Origin of the sequence: Streptomyces sp. HUAS TT11 (assembly GCF_051553595.1) — a bacterium.
Classification (GTDB): domain Bacteria; phylum Actinomycetota; class Actinomycetes; order Streptomycetales; family Streptomycetaceae; genus Streptomyces.
In genome coordinates this window covers 5,505,316-5,522,564 of sequence record NZ_CP196184.1, presented here as the reverse complement: position 1 = coordinate 5,522,564, position 17,249 = coordinate 5,505,316, and the positions used below count along the sequence as shown (strand labels likewise).

The window sequence follows — 17,249 nt, the reverse complement described above, 5'->3', positions numbered from 1 at the left end:
CCCGCTAGCGGATCTCGAGGATCTTCTCCCGCATCGCGTAGACCACGGCCTCCATCCTGGAGTGCAGTTGCAGCTTCTCCAGGATGTTGCGCACATGGTTCTTCACGGTGTTCTCGGAGATGAACAACTCCTTGGCGATGTCCCGGTTGTTCATCCCCGTGGCGACGAGTTTGAGGACTTCCAGCTCCCGGTCGGTGAGCCGCGGCGCAGGGACCAGCCGCCGTTCGTCGGTCCGCTGGATCATCGACTTGAACTCGGTGAGGAGTTTGGACGCCATGGACGGGCTGATCTGCGACTGCCCGTCGGCGACGGCGCGAATTGCGGTGGCGACCTCGTCCGTGGAGATCTCCTTGAGGAGATAGCCGGTCGCGCCGGCCTTGATCGCGTCGTAGAGGTCGGCCTCTTCGTCGCTGATCGTCAGCATGATGATCTTCGCACTGGGCGCCACCTCCTTGATGGAGGTGCACGCCTCGATCCCGCCGCGCTTGGGCATCCGCACGTCCATCAGCACGATGTCGGGAAGCAGGTCGGCCGCCTTGTCGACGGCTTCCGCGCCGTCCCCTGCCTCGCCGACGACCTGGATGTCCTCCTCGGCCGCGAGCACGATCTCCAGGCCGCGACGGAAGAGGGCGTGGTCGTCCACGACGAGGACACGGATGGGCTCCTTGCGTGCAGAGCCCTCCTCCGGGCCCATGCCGACGACGCCGTCGTGGGCATCCCCGTCTCGCATCGGTCCGAAGCTGTCCGCCATCGTTCCTCCCCCTGAAGGCTGTGGCCTGTGGTCCTGTGCCATCGCCAACCCAAGGCAACGGCCCACCGGTTGGGCCGTTGCCGCCATGATTCCATGCCCGGGCGACACTCCGGTGCCGGAGCACGGCGCGAACTGGTCGCACACCGGTGCCCCTGGGGGCGCACAGGCCCACCAGAGGCACCGGTCATCACGTTCACCCCGGCGGGATCAGCCGCCGAGTGCTCCACCTGCGGCGGCCATCTGCGCCTGAGCCACCATCTGGTCCGTGCTCAGATGGATGACGCCGTAGTCGTAGGCATGTCGTCGGTAGACGACGCTGGGCTGCTTGGTCTCGGAGTCGACGAACAGGTAGAAGTCGTGCCCGACCAGCTCCATCTCGTAGAGCGCCTGGTCGAGCGACATCGGAGCGGCGACGTGGGTCTTCTCGCGGACGACGAGGGGGCCTTCGCCCTTCACCTCGAGCGATCCGATCTTCTTGGTCGGCACCCCGTCCGGTTCTTCCTCCGACACGAGCCCGCCGTTGCCGTTCAGGGTCACGGCACCCGGGACGTGGTCGGGCACCTCGGCTGCCGTGAGCCTGCGGACCCCGCGGCGGGTGTGACGCTTGTCGTGCTGCTTGCGCAGCCGGGCCTCGAGCTTCTCCGCGGCGAGATCGAGCGCCACGTACGGATCGTTGGCCGCGGCCTCCGCCCGGATCACCGGACCGCGCGAGCGGAGGGTGATCTCCACTCGGTCGGAGCGGTCGGCCTGCCGGGGGTTGGGCTCCTTGGACACCTCGACATCGAGGCTGATCACCTTGGCATCGAGCTTCTGGATCTTGTCCAGCTTCAGCTTCTCGGCCACGTGCTTCCGGAACCGCTCAGGCACCTCGGTCTTGCGGCCCTTGACGACGATGTCCACGCAGAACTCCGTTCCCGGATCGCTCCGCATCCCTGGCGGAGCATCTCCCTTGTGCACCAGGCTCCGGTGACCACCGGAACCCCGGACTCGGTGACGTCCACCTCCTCCTCCCCGTGGGCGAGATCTCCACCTCACCGCTACGGGTGATTGCAGAAAACCCGCAGCACGGCAATGGAATAAGCGAGGGATGGCCTGCGCCTTTCCCTCACAACCGAACATATCTCGCCCGGCCGGATGTCGTCACCCTCTACTGCGGGGTACCTCCATTCAGGTGAATTGGCCTAGCCATGACCTGCGGCAATGTAAGTTCTCAGTCAGTTCCGGTTCATTTCGAAAGATTCCGGCGAGGCGGCGACCACCGCCGCACAGATCCGGTCTTCGAGGCCGTTCCCAGCGGCCATTCCCTGCGGCGCCGGCGCCCGGTGCGAGCGTGCCGCCGTCCGTATTGCTCTCCGTTCCCCCCTTGCTTCCCCGGCCACACGCGCATACACCTCCGTGTCCCCCGTCCGTGCGTCCGCGAGCGCCGTACGGACCGCACGCGCCGCCTCTCCCAGGGAGGCGCCCGTGGTCATCAGGTCGTCGACGAGGACGATCCGGCCGCCCGTGAGCAGCGCCGTGCCCGCGCCGGCCACCTCCAGGGCTCCCGCGAGATTGGCCAGCCGCTGCCGTGCGCCGAGTCCTGCCTGGTCGGCCACGGCTCGTCGATGACGCAGCACCGCCGCGACCCGGGCCGTCGTCCCGCTCCTGCGCAGTTCCCCCGCCGCCGCGAGCGCGATCCGCCGTGCCGGGTCATGGCCTCTCGCCCGCACGGCGCGTCGAGCGGAGGGCACGGGCACGAGCAGCACGGGCACCCGACCGCTGCCGGTCCCGGAGGACGCCGCGCGGACTGCCGCCACCGCGGCCCCGGTCCCGCCCGTGACCAACCCCGTCCGTACGGCCCCGGCCAGGGCCGTCCCGAGGGGGCGCGCCAGCATCAGTGCACCGCGCTCCTTGTGCGCCAGGAGCGTGGCGCGTACGGCGCCCTCGTACGCGGCCGCCGCGTGCACCACCGGCAGTCCCGCCGGCTCCGGCGCGGGTCGCACCCGGCGCGGCGCCCTTCCGTGGAGTGCCGTCCGGCACTCCGGGCACAGCACCGTGCGCGGCCTGCCGCAGCCGCCGCAGTCCGCCGGCAGCACCAGGTCGGTGAGGTCCTGCCACCACGCCCGCATGTCCACCACTGTGCCAACGCCCGCGGCGGTGTGCCAGGCCTGTGGACAACCGCCTGTGGACAACAGGGCGCGCAGCCCGCGGCCGGACACCCCTGCCCGGGATGTGCGCGGCCGCTCACCCCGGGTAGATGGGCGCCGTTCCCTCCTTGACCACCTTCTGCCACTGGGCCCCGGCCGACAGACGCACGATGCCGTCCTCGGAGTAGGCCACGAGCGGCAGCCGCTCGTCCTCGGACGCCGCGATCTGCTGGACGCCCGTGGGCGAGGCCGGCGCGGTGACCGTCGGCGTGGAGCCGTCGACCTGCACATACCGCAGCTGCTGCACACCGCCGGACTCGCGCCCGACCACCACGAGCCGGCTGTCCCCGGCCCACGACATGGCCTTGACCTCTTCCAGCTGCGGAGTCACCGAGTGGAGTTCCAGGATCGACGCGAATCGCCGTCCGTCACTCCCCTCGTCCCGCTCGACACGCCCGATCTGCAGCGACGTCTTTCCGCCCTGTTCCACGACCAGTGCGATCCGCACACCGTCCGCGGCCACCCGCACCGCGTCGATACGCCCGTCGAGGCCCGGCGTGCTCACCACCACCGGTTCGCCGGCGCCCTGCTGCAGCATCACCAGCCGGGACCGCTTCGGGTCGCGATCGGCCACCCACAGGTCGCCCCCGCCGTCCCAGCTCGGCGTCGTCAGCCGGTCGCCCGGCAGCGCACCCTGGCTGGTCAGTACCGCGTCACCGAGCGAGGAACCCGAGACCAGGGACCCCACGTACAGATCCCGCCCGTCGTCGGAGACCCCGGCCGCCCTCTCCTCGTCCAGCGAGATCGCGGCCGCCCGCAGCTTCTTCCCCCCGTCGCCCAGCGCGCCCGGTACCGGCTCGGGGTCCTTGGAGGTGCTCGACAGACTGACGAGGCGCTGCTTGCCGTCGAGGAAGTACTCGTCCGCTCCCCCGCCCGTGCTGTGCGAGGCGATGATCTCGGCGCGGTTCTCGTTCAGGTCGCACAGCTTCCTGCCGTTCGACCGCTGCAGCTCGACCTGGCTCACGCCGGTGGGCGTCAGGTCCCGGAGCGTGAACAGCAGCTGCGCCGCCATCCTGCTGCACTGCGTCGGCCCGACCCGGTCGGCCTTGCCGCTGAGCGGCACCGTCAGCCTGTTCTGGTCGTCCGGCGACAGCGAGGTGACGCCCTTGCCGAGCGTCGTGCCCGAGGGGAAGCTCGACGTCGCCACGGGATTCAGCCAGCGCGTCGGCCCGGCCAGCAGCGAGCGGACCATCGACGTCACCGGATCCACCTTGCCGCGCACGTACACCGGGTCCGCGACGGTGCTCAGCTGTCCGGTCACGGCCGCGGGCACGTTCGAGGCGTAGAAGTACTTGTTGACCGACACGTAGTTGCGCTGGAAGTCGGACTTGCCCATCACCACGCCCTGCGGCAGCGAGTCGATGCGCCACTGCTTGGTCTTCTTCTCCAGCGTGAGATGCATCGATGCGCTGTACGCACCCGATTCCGGCGCGTACGCGTGCTGCGAGTCCACAACGGCGAGCCTGCTGCCGCCCAGCGTGTACGCGTAGTCGTCCTGCGCCTCCCCGCTCCTGCTGTGCACGCCCTCGAGGTTCGGTCCGTCGGAGAGCACGGTGGTGGACGCGTCCGGGTTCCAGCCGCGGCGCGCGCTGTCGGTCAGATACTCGCGGGCTGTCTCGTACTTCGGGTCGTCGCTGGTCAGTGCCTCCAGGAAGCCCCGCACGATCTCCCCGGGCCCGGCGTCCTCCCGCGGCGGCACGGCGAAGACCCGCACCTGGGCGTCCTGCCGCGGCGTGGACTCGACCCCGCTCAGTCCCCCGCTGTCCGGCATGGACGCACACCCCACCAGCAGCAGGGCACCGCAACCGGCGAACATCCCCATGCGCAGCGCTCGCCGCCGGCCGCCCCCCTCAGCGCCCACGAAACGCCTCCCCCTGCTTCCGCTCGTCGGGCCCGCCGCCGCGCGGAGGCTCCTGTGTCCTGTCGTCGTGGGGCCGCACGGGCCCGGACGGGCGCGGCACCACCCGCGCGCCGTTGCCGGGCAGCGCGGTCGGGTCGGCCGTGGGCGTCGCCGTGGCCGACCGCGAGGCGATCGGATCACGCGGCGGTGTCGACTCCCCGGTGGCCTGCCTCGGCACCGTGGCGAGCTTGCCGTCCGAACCGCCGTGGGGCAGGCCGGCGTCGCTGAGCCCGCGGTTGCGCCGGGAGTCCATGGGTTCCAGCGGTATGGGCGAGCCGCGCAGGGGCTCGTCGGCGGTGCGCGGCAGGGTCAGCCGGAACTGCGAGCCCCCACCGGGCTCCCCCCACGCCTGCAGCCAGCCGCCGTGCAGACGTGCGTCCTCCAGCGCGATGGACAGTCCCAGGCCGGTGCCGCCGGTGGTCCGGGCCCGTGCCGGGTCGGCTCGCCAGAAGCGGCTGAAGACCCGGGTGGCCTCGCCGGGCTTGAGTCCCACGCCGTAGTCCCGGACCGCGATCGCAACCGCGCCGCCCGCCGTGGCGAGCTTGACGACGACGTCCCTGCCCTCGCCGTGCTCGACCGCGTTGACCACGAGGTTGCGCAGCACACGCTCGACGCGCCGGGCGTCGGCCTCGGCCACGACCGGCTGCTGGTCACCGACCATGCGGATCTGCGTGCCCTTGCGCTCCGCGAGCGGCTCGGCACCGCTCACCACCCGGCGCACGACGTCCCGCAGATCGATCGCCTCCGCCTCCAGCGCCGCGGCGCCCGCGTCGAAGCGGCTGATCTCCAGCAGGTCGGCGAGCAGCGACTCGAACCGGTCCAGCTGGTCGGCGAGCAGTTCCGCCGAACGCGCGGTCACCGGGTCGAAGTCGACACGCGCCTCATGGATGACGTCGGCCGCCATCCGCACGGTCGTCAGCGGTGTGCGCAGCTCGTGCGAGACGTCGGACACGAACCGCCGCTGCATCCGCGACAGGTCCTCCAACTGCTGGATCTTCAGCTGCAGGTTCTGCGCCATCTTGTTGAAGGCCTCACCCAGGCGGGCGATGTCGTCCTCGCCGGTGACCTTCATACGTTCCTGCAGCCGGCCGGCGGAGAGGCGTTCGGCGATGCCCGCGGCCATCCGTACGGGCGTGACGACCTGGCGCACCACGAGCCAGGCGATGGCCCCGAGAAGCACGACCACGAAGAGCCCGGCCGTCGCGAGCGTCCCCTTGACCAGGCTCAGGGACTTCTCCTCCTGCGTGAGCGGGAAGAGGTAGTACAGCTGGTACGGATCCCCGTTCGGGTCGTTGATCTGCTTGCCGATGATGAGCCCCGGCTGCGGATCGCGGTGGCTGTCCGTGTAGAAGATGCGGGTGTAGCTCTGGGCCACGCCGAGACCGGCGTCCAGACGCCGGCGCAGATCCTCCTGAACGCTCCGGCTCGGGTCCACCCCGCCCGAGGCGCGCGGTCCGAGTCCGGGATTGTCGTGGTCCGCGGCGGACGTACTCAGCGTGACGACGTCGAAGGCGCCCTGGCCGCCGCTGGAGAGCGACTCGACGAGGTCGCCCATCCAGCCGCTGACGTTCTGGACGGGGTTGTCGCCACCCGAGTTGTCGTCGCCGCCGCTCGCACTGGCGGCGCTGTCGGCCTTCTGCCCGGCGACCGTGAAGCCGCCCGCCGCCTGGCTCTGCGACGCCTTCACCTTGGCGTCCAGCAGACCGTTGCGGACCTGTCCGATGACGACGAAGCCGAGCAGCAACACCACGCCGAGCGACATGAGCAGCGTCGTGACGACGATCTTGAGCTGGATGTTGCGTCGCCACAGCCGCATCACGGGCAGCAGTGGGCGACGCACCCAGCGCATCAGGAGCCGGAGGACCGGGCTGCCCTGGACTCCGCCCTGGAGCAGCCCACCCTCGAAGACCCGTCCCCGGCCGACAGGCCGCCCCGGCAGGGCGCCCGCCCGACCGGGCGCCGAAGCGGCGCTGTCGCGGGACATGTCAGCTGGGTCCGGCCTTGTAACCGACACCACGAACGGTCACCACGATCTCCGGCCGCTCCGGGTCCTTCTCGACCTTCGAGCGCAGCCTCTGCACGTGAACATTGACAAGACGGGTGTCCGCAGCATGGCGGTAGCCCCAGACCTGCTCCAGCAGGACCTCGCGGGTGAACACCTGCCACGGCTTGCGGGCCAGGGCCACCAAGAGGTCGAACTCCAGCGGCGTCAGGGCGATCGACTGCCCGTCCCGCTTCACGGAGTGACCGGCCACGTCGATGACGAGGTCACCGATGGCGAGCTGCTCGGGTGCGGGCTCCTCCGACCTGCGCAGCCGGGCCCGGATGCGGGCGACCAGCTCCTTCGGCTTGAACGGCTTCACGATGTAGTCGTCCGCTCCCGACTCGAGCCCCACCACCACGTCGACGGTGTCGCTCTTGGCCGTGAGCATCACGATCGGCACACCCGACTCGGCCCTGATCAGGCGGCACACCTCGATGCCGTCCCGCCCGGGCAGCATCAGGTCGAGCAGCACCAAATCGGGCTTGGCCTCGCGGAAGGCGGCCAGCGCCTTGTCGCCGTCGGCTACGAAAGACGGCTCAAAACCTTCACCTCGCAGCACGATGCCGAGCATCTCGGCCAGTGCTGTGTCGTCGTCGACGACAAGGACTCGTCCCTTCATAAACGACATCATCCCATTCTCATAACGGCGACCGGGGCGCTGGTGAACAAGGTCACTGGCCTGTGACGATAGTCGTACGCGGCCATCACTGTCTGCCCTCGTTCGCCGACGCCGATGTCAGTGCCGGTTGTCGGCCCTGTTCGCCCCGCGGTCCGGACGGCCGCCGCCGGGCGCGAAGGACGGCCTCACCGCTGTGCCGAGGGCCCGCCCCGGCGACCGCGTTTCCGCCACTGACGCGCCCGCTCCAGCACCGCTACGGCCGCCATGAGAGCTCCCACCGTCACGGCGGAGTCGGCGAGACCTTCCGGCCCTCCGAGAACATGGGCCATGCCCCACGCTGCCAGCGACAGCGCCGGCCAGACGACGAGCACGGTGACGGCAGGTCGACGTCGCGGCGATGTGTTGTCGGCCATGAGCTGAGAGTACTGGCTTGATCCGCGGTCAGTACGCACGGTTGTGCGACTTCGCGGACAGGTACGGCCGCCGTATCTGCTCCTGATCAGGGGCGGCACCGGTACGGCGCACCGTCACCACTGCGCCGTATGTGCGGATGACCCTCGCGGGGAAGCAAGGGCGGCGCCGCGGGCAGGAAGCTGTCGAGTCCGTGTCCGATCTTGGGCGCCACGCGGCACGAGGCCGGGTTGTCCACCTGGTGCAGCAGCTTCAGACGCTCCGGCCCGTCGGCTCCCAGGGCGTCGAAGGCCCGGCCGGAAACAGCCTCCGGAGCGCGCGGCCGCGCCCCCCGCCCCCGGGCGTGTGCCGCGGTCCAGCAGCCCACCTCGGCCGACGGCCGGCAGGCAGCGGCTTCCTTGAGGACCACATGGCCCACCACCTGCCCGTCGGCCGCATCGGACTGCGCCTCGAGGACCGCGATAGCGAACCGGTCCCCCACCGGCCGGCCCCGCTCCTGGCCCCGCGCCCACACCGTCGGTATCGGCCTCGTTCTCCACGACCGAACTGGTCCGGTGGCGCAGTACGGGGTCCCGGAACACTTCGACGAGGGCGACGACCTCATCCGTGCGTCAGGGGCGGAGGACGCGGGCGGGAGCGGACGGCAGGGCGCCCGCATGCAGGATGACGGAGCCGTCCACCGGCGGATCGTATGCGCCGGCGTTCCGCCCCACCGCCGACGGTCCCGGCCCCTCACCGCTCCATGCGGACCCGCACGGCCTGGACCGACCACCTGAGCGCCGGTGCCAGGCTCTCCGGGGCAGGCCAGCCGTTGATCACCGCCAGCAGCTCGAGGTGCCGATCCCGGCGCGGGTCGCTCACGCTCTCCAGCCGGGCCAGCAGCAGGCGGCGCAGCTCGGCGTCGTCGGGGCGGCCGAGGACATGCGCCTGGTGAGCCGCCAGTGCCGCGACGATCGGATCGGCTCGGCGGGAGGCGGGATCGATACCTGCCGCCAGGGCGGGGCCGACCCGGTCACGGACGACGGCGGCGAGGCCGCGGCGCGGGGTAGTGGTGTCGCCCCGTGCCTGTTCGGCCGCATGCTCCTCGGCCATCCGCCGCATGCCGGCGCGGAAATCCGGGTCCATGGCCAGTTCGGCCCACTCCACCCACGCCCGCACCTGCTCCGGCTCGGGACTGTCGGGTATCTCGGGTGTCATCGAGCGCCTGACTCCCGCGAACGCGGAGCCTGCGCCGAGACCACCGAAGGCGGCATCGAGGAAATCCCCGATCAGACGCCGACGCTCGTCGTCGGAGAGCTGGGCCAGTGTGTGCATGAGATCCGTCTCCTCAGCGGTCAGTCCCCGCTCGGCCACCGCCGTCAGCAGCGCATGCCGCAGGCGCAGCACGCGGATCTGTACGGCCAGAGCTCCGGCGTGTGCCGCGGCGACCTCGGGAAGCGCGAGCTCCCGCTCCACGATTCTGCGGATCGTGGGCAGGTCCAGCCCCAGGTCCCGCAGGGTCCGTACCAGGTCCAGGCGCGCGACGGCGTCGACGTTGTAGCGGCGGTAGCCGGCCGGGCTGCGGTCCGTGGGCGGCACGATTCCGCGATCGGAGTAGAACCGGATCGTCTTGACCGTCAGGCCGGTCCGCCGGGCCAGTTCACCGATCGAGTAGAGCGTGTCGCCGTCCATGCCCCCACCTTGGCGTCTCCCCTCACGGGAGACTCAAGCCCATCCGTCTGCCGACGGCCGATCACTGGGGGCCGGACCCGCGAGCCCTGTCACTCAGAGCGTCTGACGTGCACCGTCCCGCAGCGCGGCCAGTGCCTCCGAGGTCACGGGCGACACGACACCCTCTTCGGTGACGATCGCCGTCACCAGTTCGGGAGGCGTCACGTCGAAGGCCGGGTTGTACGCCTGGGTCCCCAGCGGTGCCACCGGTATCCCGCCTCCCGCTTCGGCTCCCGCCATCGGCGCCCGGGGTGCGGCGACTTCCGTCACCTCGTGTGCGGCCCGCTGCTCGACCTCGATGGACGCCCCGTCCGGCGTATCCGGATCCACGGTCGTCACGGGCGCCACCACGATGAACGGCACATGGTGATAGCGGGCCAGCACCGCGAGCGGATAGCTCCCGACCTTGTTCGCCACCGAACCGTCGGCGGCGATCCGGTCCGCCCCGATCAGTACGGCGTCCACCTCCCCGGCCGCGAACAGCGAGCCCGCCGCGTTGTCCGTGAGCAAGGTGTACGCCATCCCGTTGCGGGCCGCCTCGTACGCCGTCAAGCGAGCGCCTTGCAGCAAAGGACGCGTCTCGTCCACCCAGAGCCTGCGCAGCCGGCCCGCGCGATGCGCCTCGAGCGCCACCGCGAACGCCGTGCCCTCACCGCCGGACACCAGTGCTCCGGAGTTGCAGTGCGTGAGCACCCGGTGCCCGCCGCCCGGCAGCAGCTCGTCCAGCAGGGCCATGCCGTGCCGCGCCATCCGGGCGCTGGCCTCGGCGTCCTCGCGGTGCAGTGCCCTGGCCGCGGTGAGCGCCGCTGCGGCGGCCTCCTCCCGGCCACCACCGTCGGCGAGCACCGCCCGGTACGCCTCACGGGCCCTGCGCACGCCGACGGCCAGGTTCACCGCGGTGGGCCGCGCGCCCGCCAGCGCGGCGGCGGCCTCGTCCACGTCGAAGCCGCGTACCGCGGCCAGCGCGACCCCGTACGCCCCGGCGATCCCGAGCAGCGGTGCACCGCGGACCGCGAGCGTGCGGATCGCCTCCACCAGGGCGGGCGCATCCGTGCATACGAGTTCGACCTCGTCCGTGGGCAGCCTTCTCTGATCGAGAAGCACCAGCACGGGCCCCTCGGGCGGCTCGTCCCAGCGGATCACGGGTATCCCCGCCGACTGCTTGTCCTCGCCGAATTGCGCGTACTGATCAGCCATGCGGTCAGTCTGCCCCGTACCCTGCCGACAATTGAAGGTATACAGCGGGCTCTCCCCCCGGTCCCCTGACGAACGCAGCGTGGCACGATGGCTGCCTACCGGCCGCCGCGCCCCGCGGACGGGCACCGTGAAGGAGCGATGATGGAAGACACTCCGGGCTGGGCCTCGCCCGGATCCGCCCCCTCCGACGGGCAGCAGCCGGACGCCTCCGGCGCGCAGCCCCCGAGGCAGCCCTCGGACCAGGGCGGCGATCAGCCGCACGGCCCGAACTGGTCCAAGGAGCAGCCCCCGCCCGCCCAGTGGACCGCTCCCCAGCCTCAGGGCCAGCCCCAGGGGGCCGGCCAGGCGCCTCCGCCGCCGCCCCCCGGCCCGGGCTGGGGCGGCTACCCGCCCGCCGCTCCCGGCGGCTACGGAGGCCAGGGCGGCGGATACGGCGGCTGGGGCGGTCCCCAGCAGGGCTACGGCGGCGGCCACGGGGCCTGGGGAGGCAACTGGGGTCCGCCCCCCGCCGCCAAGCCCGGCGTGATACCGCTGCGCCCGCTCGGCGTCGGCGAGATCCTCGACGGTGCCGTCTCGACCATGCGCACCCACTGGCGCACGGTGCTCGGCATTTCGCTGGCCGTCGCCGTGCTCACGGAGACGCTGGTCATCCTGCTGCAGAAGCTCGTCCTGAACGACAGCGCCACCACGGACACCCTCAACGACCCCAACGCCTCCTTCAGCGAGGTGAGCCGCACTCTGGGCGGCGTGCTGGTGAGTTCCGCCGTCGTCTCGATCATCGCCCTGCTCGGGACGATCATCGCCACGGCCCTGCTCACCACCGTCACCAGCCGAGCCGTCCTCGGCAGGGCGGTGACCACCGCGGAGGCCTGGCGGGACGCCCGCCCGCAGTTGCTGCGGCTGCTGGGCCTGACACTGCTGCTGCCGCTCATCGCCGTCGTCATCATCGCCGTGGGCGCACTGCCGGGCATCATCGTCGCGGTCACCGCGTCGGTGCCCGCGGGCGTGACGCTGGCCGTCGTCGGCGGAGTCGCCGGCGGTGTGGTCGCCCTGTGGCTCGTCATGCGCTTCTCGCTCGCCTCGCCCGCGCTGATGCTGGAGAAGCAGAGCATCCGCAAGTCGATGAGCCGCTCCGCGAAGCTGGTGCGCGGTTCCTGGTGGCGGGTCACCGGCATACAGGTGCTCGCCCAGATCATCGCGAGCATCGTGTCGTCGCTCGTCGTGGTCCCCTTCGCCATCCTCGCCGGCGCGCTCGGCGGCGGCGGCTTCGGCGGCTTCCTCGACGGCACCGACACGGGCATCGGCTGGACGTTCCTCATCGTCAGCGGGATCGGCTCGGTGATCGGGCGTACGCTCTCCTTCCCGATCACCGCGGGCGTGACCGTGCTGCTCTACATCGACCAGCGCATCCGGCGCGAGGCCCTCGACCTCGACCTGGCCCGTGCGGCCGGCGTCCCGGAGCACGGCTCCGCGGCCCCCGGCGCCACCCCCGGGAGCTGATGCGGTGAGCCCGACGGGGGGAGTGCTCAACGTCGTGCCGGTGCTGTGGCGCTCGGGCGACGAGCCACCGGTGACGATCCCACGGGATCCGGCGCGGGAGGCGGCCCGGCGTGAGCTGGCCAAGCGGATGTACCACGAGAACGACCCGGGGCTGCTGCAGCGTGCTCTGAACGCCTTCTGGGACTGGGTCGAACGGCTCTTCACCGCCGCCTCGACCGCGACGCCCGGTGGAACGCTGGGCCTGGTCGTCATCGTCCTGGCGGTGCTGGCGGTCCTCGGGGCCCTGTGGTGGCGCCTGGGCACCCCACAGCGCACACCCACGGCCTCCGCGACGCTCTTCGACGACCGGCCCCGCAGTGCCGCCGAACATCGCGCGGCCGCCGAGGCGCATGCCGCCCAGGGCCACTGGAGCCAGGCCGTCCAGGAACGCATGCGCGCCATCGTTCGCTCCCTGGAGGAACGCGCCCTGCTCGACGTACGGCCCGGCCGCACCGCCGACGAAGCCGCCTCCGAGGCCGGCCGCACCCTGCCCGGCCAGGCAGACCGGCTGCGCGCCGCGGCCCGCGACTTCGACGACGTCACGTACGGCGGACGGGCCGCCGGCGAAGGAACGTACGGCCGGCTCGCCGACCTCGACGCCGACCTCGAGCGCACCCGGCCCGCGCTCGCCGCCACGGCCCTCGACGCCCGCCAGGGAGCCGCCGGATGACCGTCGAGGCCCCACCCGCGTCCACCTCGGCCTCGCCGACCACCCGTCAGGTGTGGACCCGGGCCCGCGGTGTCCTGCTCGCCGTCGTGCTGCTCCTGGTCGGCGCGGTCGTGATCGCCGTCGTCCGCTCCGACGCCCATCACGGCCGCCTGGACCCCCGGTCCACCGACCCGTACGGCAGCCGGGCCGTCGCCGCCCTGCTCGCCGACCGGGGGGTGTCCACCCGCGTCGTCACCACCCTCGCCGAGGCGCGCGACGCGGCCGGCGCCGACACCACGCTCCTGGTCGCCGTGCCCGATCAGTTGACGAGCCGTCAACAGCGACTGGTACACGAGGCGATGGAGGGCTCCGGCGGCCGAACGGTCCTCGTCACCCCCACGGCCTCGGTCCGCACGCTCGCCCCCGGGATCTCGCCCGACCCCGCCGTCGCCTTCGCCTCGACGCTGGAACCGGACTGCGCACTGCCCGCGGCCCGGCGAGCGGGCACCGCCGACACGGGCGGAGTCCGCTACGAAACGATCGCGGTCGGCGCCGACACCTGCTACCCCAGCGAAGGGCTGCCCACTCTGGTGCGCCTCCCGGCCGCCTCGGGGGGCGGCGACACCGTCGTCCTCGGATCGCCGGACATCCTCTACAACAACCGTCTCGACGAGGAGGGCAACGCTTCGCTCGCCCTCCAACTGCTCGGTTCCCGCCCGCATGTGGTCTGGTACCTCCCCTCGTTCTCCGACCCCTCGGCCACGGATTCCGGGCGCAAGAGCTTCTTCGACCTGCTGCCCTCGGGCTGGCTCTGGGGCACGCTGCAGTTGTTCGTCGCCGCGGCCCTGGCCGCTCTCTGGCGGGCACGCCGACTCGGCCCGCTGGTCCCCGAGAAACTCCCCGTGGCGATCCGCGCCTCCGAAGCCGTCGAAGGCCGCGCCCGCCTCTACCGCAAGGCGAATGCCCGCGACCGCGCGGCCACCGCCCTGCGCTCCGCCACCCGCGCCCGCCTCGCCCCTCTCGTGGGCGTCCCGCTCTCCCAGGCGCACACGCCTGAGGTCCTGCTCCCCGCGCTGTCCGCTCACCTCCACGGCGACGGACCGTCCTTGCACTCCCTGCTCTTCGGCCCGCCGCCCGGCGACGACGCGGCCCTGATCTCCCTCGCCGACCAACTCGACGCCCTCGAAAGTGAGGTACGCCGTCCATGATGGACCCGACCACTGACAACGCCGGGTACACAGGGGACGCGGGCACGGCCCGCGCCTCTTTTTTTTTTTTTTTTTTTTTTTTTTTTTTTTTTTTTTTTTTTTTTTTTTTTTTTTTTTTTTTTTTTTTTTTTTTTTTTTTTTTTTTTTTTTTTTTTTTTTTTTTTTTTTTTTTTTTTTTTTTTTTTTTTTTTTTTTTTTTTTTTTTTTTTTTTTTTTTTTTTTTTTTTTTTTTTTTTTTTTTTTTTTTTTTTTTTTTTTTTTTTTTTTTTTTTTTTTTTTTTTTTTTTTTTTTTTTTTTTTTTTTTTTTTTTTTTTTTTTTTTTTTTTTTTTTTTTTTTTTTTTTTTTTTTTTTTTTTTTTTTTTTTTTTTTTTTTTTTTTTTTTTTTTTTTTTTTTTTTTTTTTTTTTTTTTTTTTTTTTTTTTTTTTTTTTTTTTTTTTTTTTTTTTTTTTTTTTTTTTTTTTTTTTTTTTTTTTTTTTTTTTTTTTTTTTTTTTTTTTTTTTTTTTTTTTTTTTTTTTTTTTTTTTTTTTTTTTTTTTTTTTTTTTTTTTTTTTTTGCTGGAGGCCCTGCGCGCCGAGATCGCCAAAGCCGTGGTCGGCCAGGACCCCGCCGTGACCGGTCTCGTCGTCGCACTCCTGTGCCGTGGCCACGTCCTCCTCGAGGGAGTGCCCGGAGTCGCCAAGACGCTGCTCGTCCGTGCCCTCGCGTCCGCCCTCGAAATCGAGACCAAGCGCGTCCAGTTCACGCCCGACCTGATGCCGAGCGACATCACGGGCTCCCTCGTCTACGACGCCAGGACCGCCGAGTTCTCGTTCCAGCCCGGGCCGGTCTTCACCAACCTGCTGCTCGCCGACGAGATCAACCGCACGCCGCCGAAAACCCAGTCGTCCCTCCTGGAAGCGATGGAGGAGCGCCAGGTCACGGTCGACGGCACCGCGCGCCCCCTCCCGGAGCCGTTCCTGGTGGCGGCGACGCAGAACCCCGTCGAGTACGAGGGCACGTATCCGCTGCCGGAAGCCCAGCTGGACCGCTTCCTGCTCAAGCTGACCGTGCCGCTGCCCTCCCGGCAGGACGAGATCGACGTCGTCACCCGGCACGCCGCGGGCTTCAACCCCCGTGATCTGCACGCCGCCGGCGTACGCCCCGTGGCGGGCCCGGCCGATCTCGAGGCCGCACGCGCCGCCGTCGCGAAGACGACGGTCTCCCCGGAAATCGCCGCCTACGTCGTGGACATCTGCCGCGCCACCCGAGAGTCCCCGTCCCTCACCCTCGGGGTGTCGCCCCGAGGCGCGACGGCGCTGCTGTCCACCGCACGCGCCTGGGCCTGGCTGACGGGCCGTGACTACGTCACCCCGGACGACGTGAAGGCCTTGGCCCTCCCGACGCTCCGTCACCGGATCCAGCTGCGCCCGGAGGCGGAGATGGAGGGCGTGACCGCCGACTCGATCATCAACGCGATCCTCACCCACGTTCCCGTGCCCCGCTGATGGCGCTCACCGGACGCGCCGCCCTGCTTGCGGCACTGGGCACCCTCCCGGTAGGCATCTGGGAACCGGGCTGGACGGGCATCCTCGCCGTCAACGCCCCGCTCGCACTGGCGTGCGCCTGCGACTTCGCGCTGGCCGCACCGGTGCGCCGGCTCGGTCTGACCCGCTCCGGCGACACATCGGTACGTCTGGGCGAATCCGTCGACGTGACGCTGACCGTCACCAACCCCTCGGGCCGCCCGCTGCGGGCCAGGGTGCGGGACGCCTGGCCGCCCAGCAGTTGGGAACGGGGGACCGAGAAGGCCGCGTCCCGCCACAGTCTGACGGTCCCTCCGGGGGAGCGCCGTCGTCTGACGACCCGTCTGCGGCCCACCCGCCGCGGCGACCGGCAGGCGGACCGCGTCACGATCCGCTCCTACGGTCCGCTCGGCCTCTTCGCCCGCCAGGGCACCCACAAGGTCCCCTGGACGGTCCGGGTCCTGCCGCCGTTCACCAGCCGCAAGCACCTTCCTTCCAAGCTGGCCCGCCTCCGCGAACTGGACGGTCGCACAAGTGTGTTGACCCGCGGCGAGGGCACCGAGTTCGACAGTCTGCGCGACTACGTTCCCGGGGACGACACCCGCTCCATCGACTGGCGTGCGACAGCGCGCCAGTCGACCGTCGCGGTACGCACCTGGCGCCCGGAGCGGGACCGTCACATCCTGCTGGTCCTGGACACGGGCCGCACCTCGGCCGGACGGGTCGGTGACGCCCCGCGCCTGGACGCCGCCATGGACGCGGCACTGCTGCTGGCCGCCCTGGCGTCCCGTGCCGGCGACCGCGTGGACCTTCTCGCCTACGACCGCCGGGTACGCGCACTGGTGCAGGGCCGCGCCGCGCGCGAAGTCCTGCCGTCCCTGGTCAACGCCATGGCGACACTGGAGCCGGAACTCGTGGAGACGGATGCACGGGGTCTCGCGGCCACCGCTCTCCGCAGCGCGCCACGCCGTTCTCTGATCGTTCTCCTGACCACCCTCGACGCGGCACCCGTCGAGGAGGGGCTCCTCCCCGTGCTGTCGCAACTCACTCAGCGCCACACGGTGCTGCTTGCGTCGGTGGCCGATCCGCACATCGCCGGCATGGCGACGGCCCGGGGTGACACGGACGCGGTGTACGAGGCGGCAGCGGCGGCCCAGGCCCAGGCGGAACGCACACGGACGGCCGAGCAGCTGCGCCGCCGGGGGGTCACCGTCGTGGACGCGACTCCCGCGGAGCTGGCGCCGGCACTCGCGGACGCCTATCTCGCGCTCAAGGCCGCGGGTCGGCTCTGAACTGATTTCGCATCAGGGGCGGAAGGGGAGTCTGACTCCCCTGAAACCCGGCACCAAAATGGTCCGGAAATGCGGAAAACCCCGTACCAACGGTACGGGGTTTCCCTCACAATTTGTTCGGCGGTGTCCTACTCTCCCACAGGGTCCCCCCTGCAGTACCATCGGCGCTGAAAGGCTTAGCTTCCGGGTTCGGAATGTAACCGGGCGTTTCCCTCACGCTATGACCACCGAAACAC

At 69.7% G+C, this 17,249-nt stretch carries 15 protein-coding genes and 1 rRNA gene; 5 read left to right on the top strand and 11 right to left on the bottom strand.

Features of this window, described 5'->3' with window-relative positions:
• Positions 1 to 4: 4 nt before the first annotated feature.
• The 10 genes from ACSHXN_RS24720 to mtnA all read right to left on the bottom strand — a co-directional run bounded on the left by ACSHXN_RS24720 (position 5) and on the right by mtnA (position 10,818).
• Positions 5 to 751, bottom strand: coding sequence for a response regulator transcription factor (locus ACSHXN_RS24720; protein ID WP_355128964.1), 747 nt, complete (start codon positions 749 to 751; stop codon positions 5 to 7).
• 207 nt (positions 752 to 958) lie between these two features.
• Positions 959 to 1,651, bottom strand: coding sequence for a ribosome hibernation-promoting factor, HPF/YfiA family (gene hpf / locus ACSHXN_RS24715; protein ID WP_374203022.1), 693 nt, complete (start codon positions 1,649 to 1,651; stop codon positions 959 to 961).
• Between the two features lie 314 nt (positions 1,652 to 1,965).
• On the bottom strand, positions 1,966 to 2,859 hold the full coding sequence (locus tag ACSHXN_RS24710; RefSeq protein WP_355128962.1) for a ComF family protein: 894 nt from the start codon (positions 2,857 to 2,859) through the stop codon (positions 1,966 to 1,968).
• Between the two features lie 115 nt (positions 2,860 to 2,974).
• The gene (locus ACSHXN_RS24705; RefSeq protein WP_438303710.1) at positions 2,975 to 4,798 is read right to left on the bottom strand and encodes an LpqB family beta-propeller domain-containing protein; all 1,824 of its coding nucleotides are present in this window, start codon (positions 4,796 to 4,798) and stop codon (positions 2,975 to 2,977) included.
• Positions 4,788 to 6,821 (bottom strand): MtrAB system histidine kinase MtrB, encoded by a 2,034-nt coding sequence (gene mtrB, locus ACSHXN_RS24700; protein WP_355128958.1) that lies wholly within the window; start codon positions 6,819 to 6,821, stop codon positions 4,788 to 4,790. The genes ACSHXN_RS24705 and mtrB overlap by 11 nt, the downstream gene beginning before the upstream one ends.
• Before the next feature lies 1 nt (position 6,822).
• Entirely contained in the window at positions 6,823 to 7,512 is a 690-nt protein-coding gene (gene mtrA / locus ACSHXN_RS24695) for a two-component system response regulator MtrA (protein WP_187283109.1), read from the bottom strand.
• Between the two features lie 173 nt (positions 7,513 to 7,685).
• Positions 7,686 to 7,913, bottom strand: coding sequence for a hypothetical protein (locus tag ACSHXN_RS24690; RefSeq protein WP_355128956.1), 228 nt, complete (start codon positions 7,911 to 7,913; stop codon positions 7,686 to 7,688).
• 86 nt (positions 7,914 to 7,999) lie between these two features.
• Positions 8,000 to 8,392 carry a GNAT family N-acetyltransferase gene (locus ACSHXN_RS24685; RefSeq protein ID WP_356114675.1) on the bottom strand — a complete coding sequence of 131 codons (393 nt, stop codon included), beginning with the start codon at positions 8,390 to 8,392 and terminating at the stop codon, positions 8,000 to 8,002.
• Positions 8,393 to 8,643: 251 nt separating this feature from the next.
• Positions 8,644 to 9,582, bottom strand: coding sequence for a MerR family transcriptional regulator (locus ACSHXN_RS24680; RefSeq protein ID WP_355128954.1), 939 nt, complete (start codon positions 9,580 to 9,582; stop codon positions 8,644 to 8,646).
• 93 nt (positions 9,583 to 9,675) lie between these two features.
• On the bottom strand, positions 9,676 to 10,818 hold the full coding sequence (gene mtnA / locus ACSHXN_RS24675) for an S-methyl-5-thioribose-1-phosphate isomerase (protein WP_355128952.1): 1,143 nt from the start codon (positions 10,816 to 10,818) through the stop codon (positions 9,676 to 9,678).
• Between the two features lie 141 nt (positions 10,819 to 10,959).
• On the opposite strand from mtnA, the gene ACSHXN_RS24670 reads away from it, so the two are divergent.
• From ACSHXN_RS24670 to ACSHXN_RS24650, 5 genes are all read left to right on the top strand, one after another.
• Entirely contained in the window at positions 10,960 to 12,318 is a 1,359-nt protein-coding gene (locus ACSHXN_RS24670; RefSeq protein WP_355129357.1) for a glycerophosphoryl diester phosphodiesterase membrane domain-containing protein, read from the top strand.
• Positions 12,319 to 12,322: 4 nt separating this feature from the next.
• Positions 12,323 to 13,027 carry a DUF4129 domain-containing protein gene (locus ACSHXN_RS24665; RefSeq protein ID WP_355128950.1) on the top strand — a complete coding sequence of 235 codons (705 nt, stop codon included), beginning with the start codon at positions 12,323 to 12,325 and terminating at the stop codon, positions 13,025 to 13,027.
• Complete coding sequence (locus ACSHXN_RS24660) at positions 13,024 to 14,214, top strand: DUF4350 domain-containing protein (RefSeq protein ID WP_355128948.1); 1,191 nt, start codon at positions 13,024 to 13,026, stop codon at positions 14,212 to 14,214. The genes ACSHXN_RS24665 and ACSHXN_RS24660 overlap by 4 nt, the downstream gene beginning before the upstream one ends.
• 556 nt (positions 14,215 to 14,770) lie before the next feature.
• The gene (locus ACSHXN_RS24655) at positions 14,771 to 15,703 is read left to right on the top strand and encodes an AAA family ATPase (RefSeq protein WP_438303709.1); all 933 of its coding nucleotides are present in this window, start codon (positions 14,771 to 14,773) and stop codon (positions 15,701 to 15,703) included.
• A complete protein-coding gene (locus tag ACSHXN_RS24650) occupies positions 15,703 to 17,013 on the top strand; it encodes a DUF58 domain-containing protein (RefSeq protein ID WP_355128946.1) in 1,311 nt (436 codons plus the stop codon). Before ACSHXN_RS24655 ends, ACSHXN_RS24650 begins: the two co-directional genes overlap by 1 nt.
• Positions 17,014 to 17,128: 115 nt before the next feature.
• On the opposite strand, the gene rrf is transcribed toward ACSHXN_RS24650, so the two are convergent.
• A 5S ribosomal RNA gene (gene rrf / locus ACSHXN_RS24645) occupies positions 17,129 to 17,245 on the bottom strand.
• Between the last annotated feature and the right edge of the window lie 4 nt (positions 17,246 to 17,249).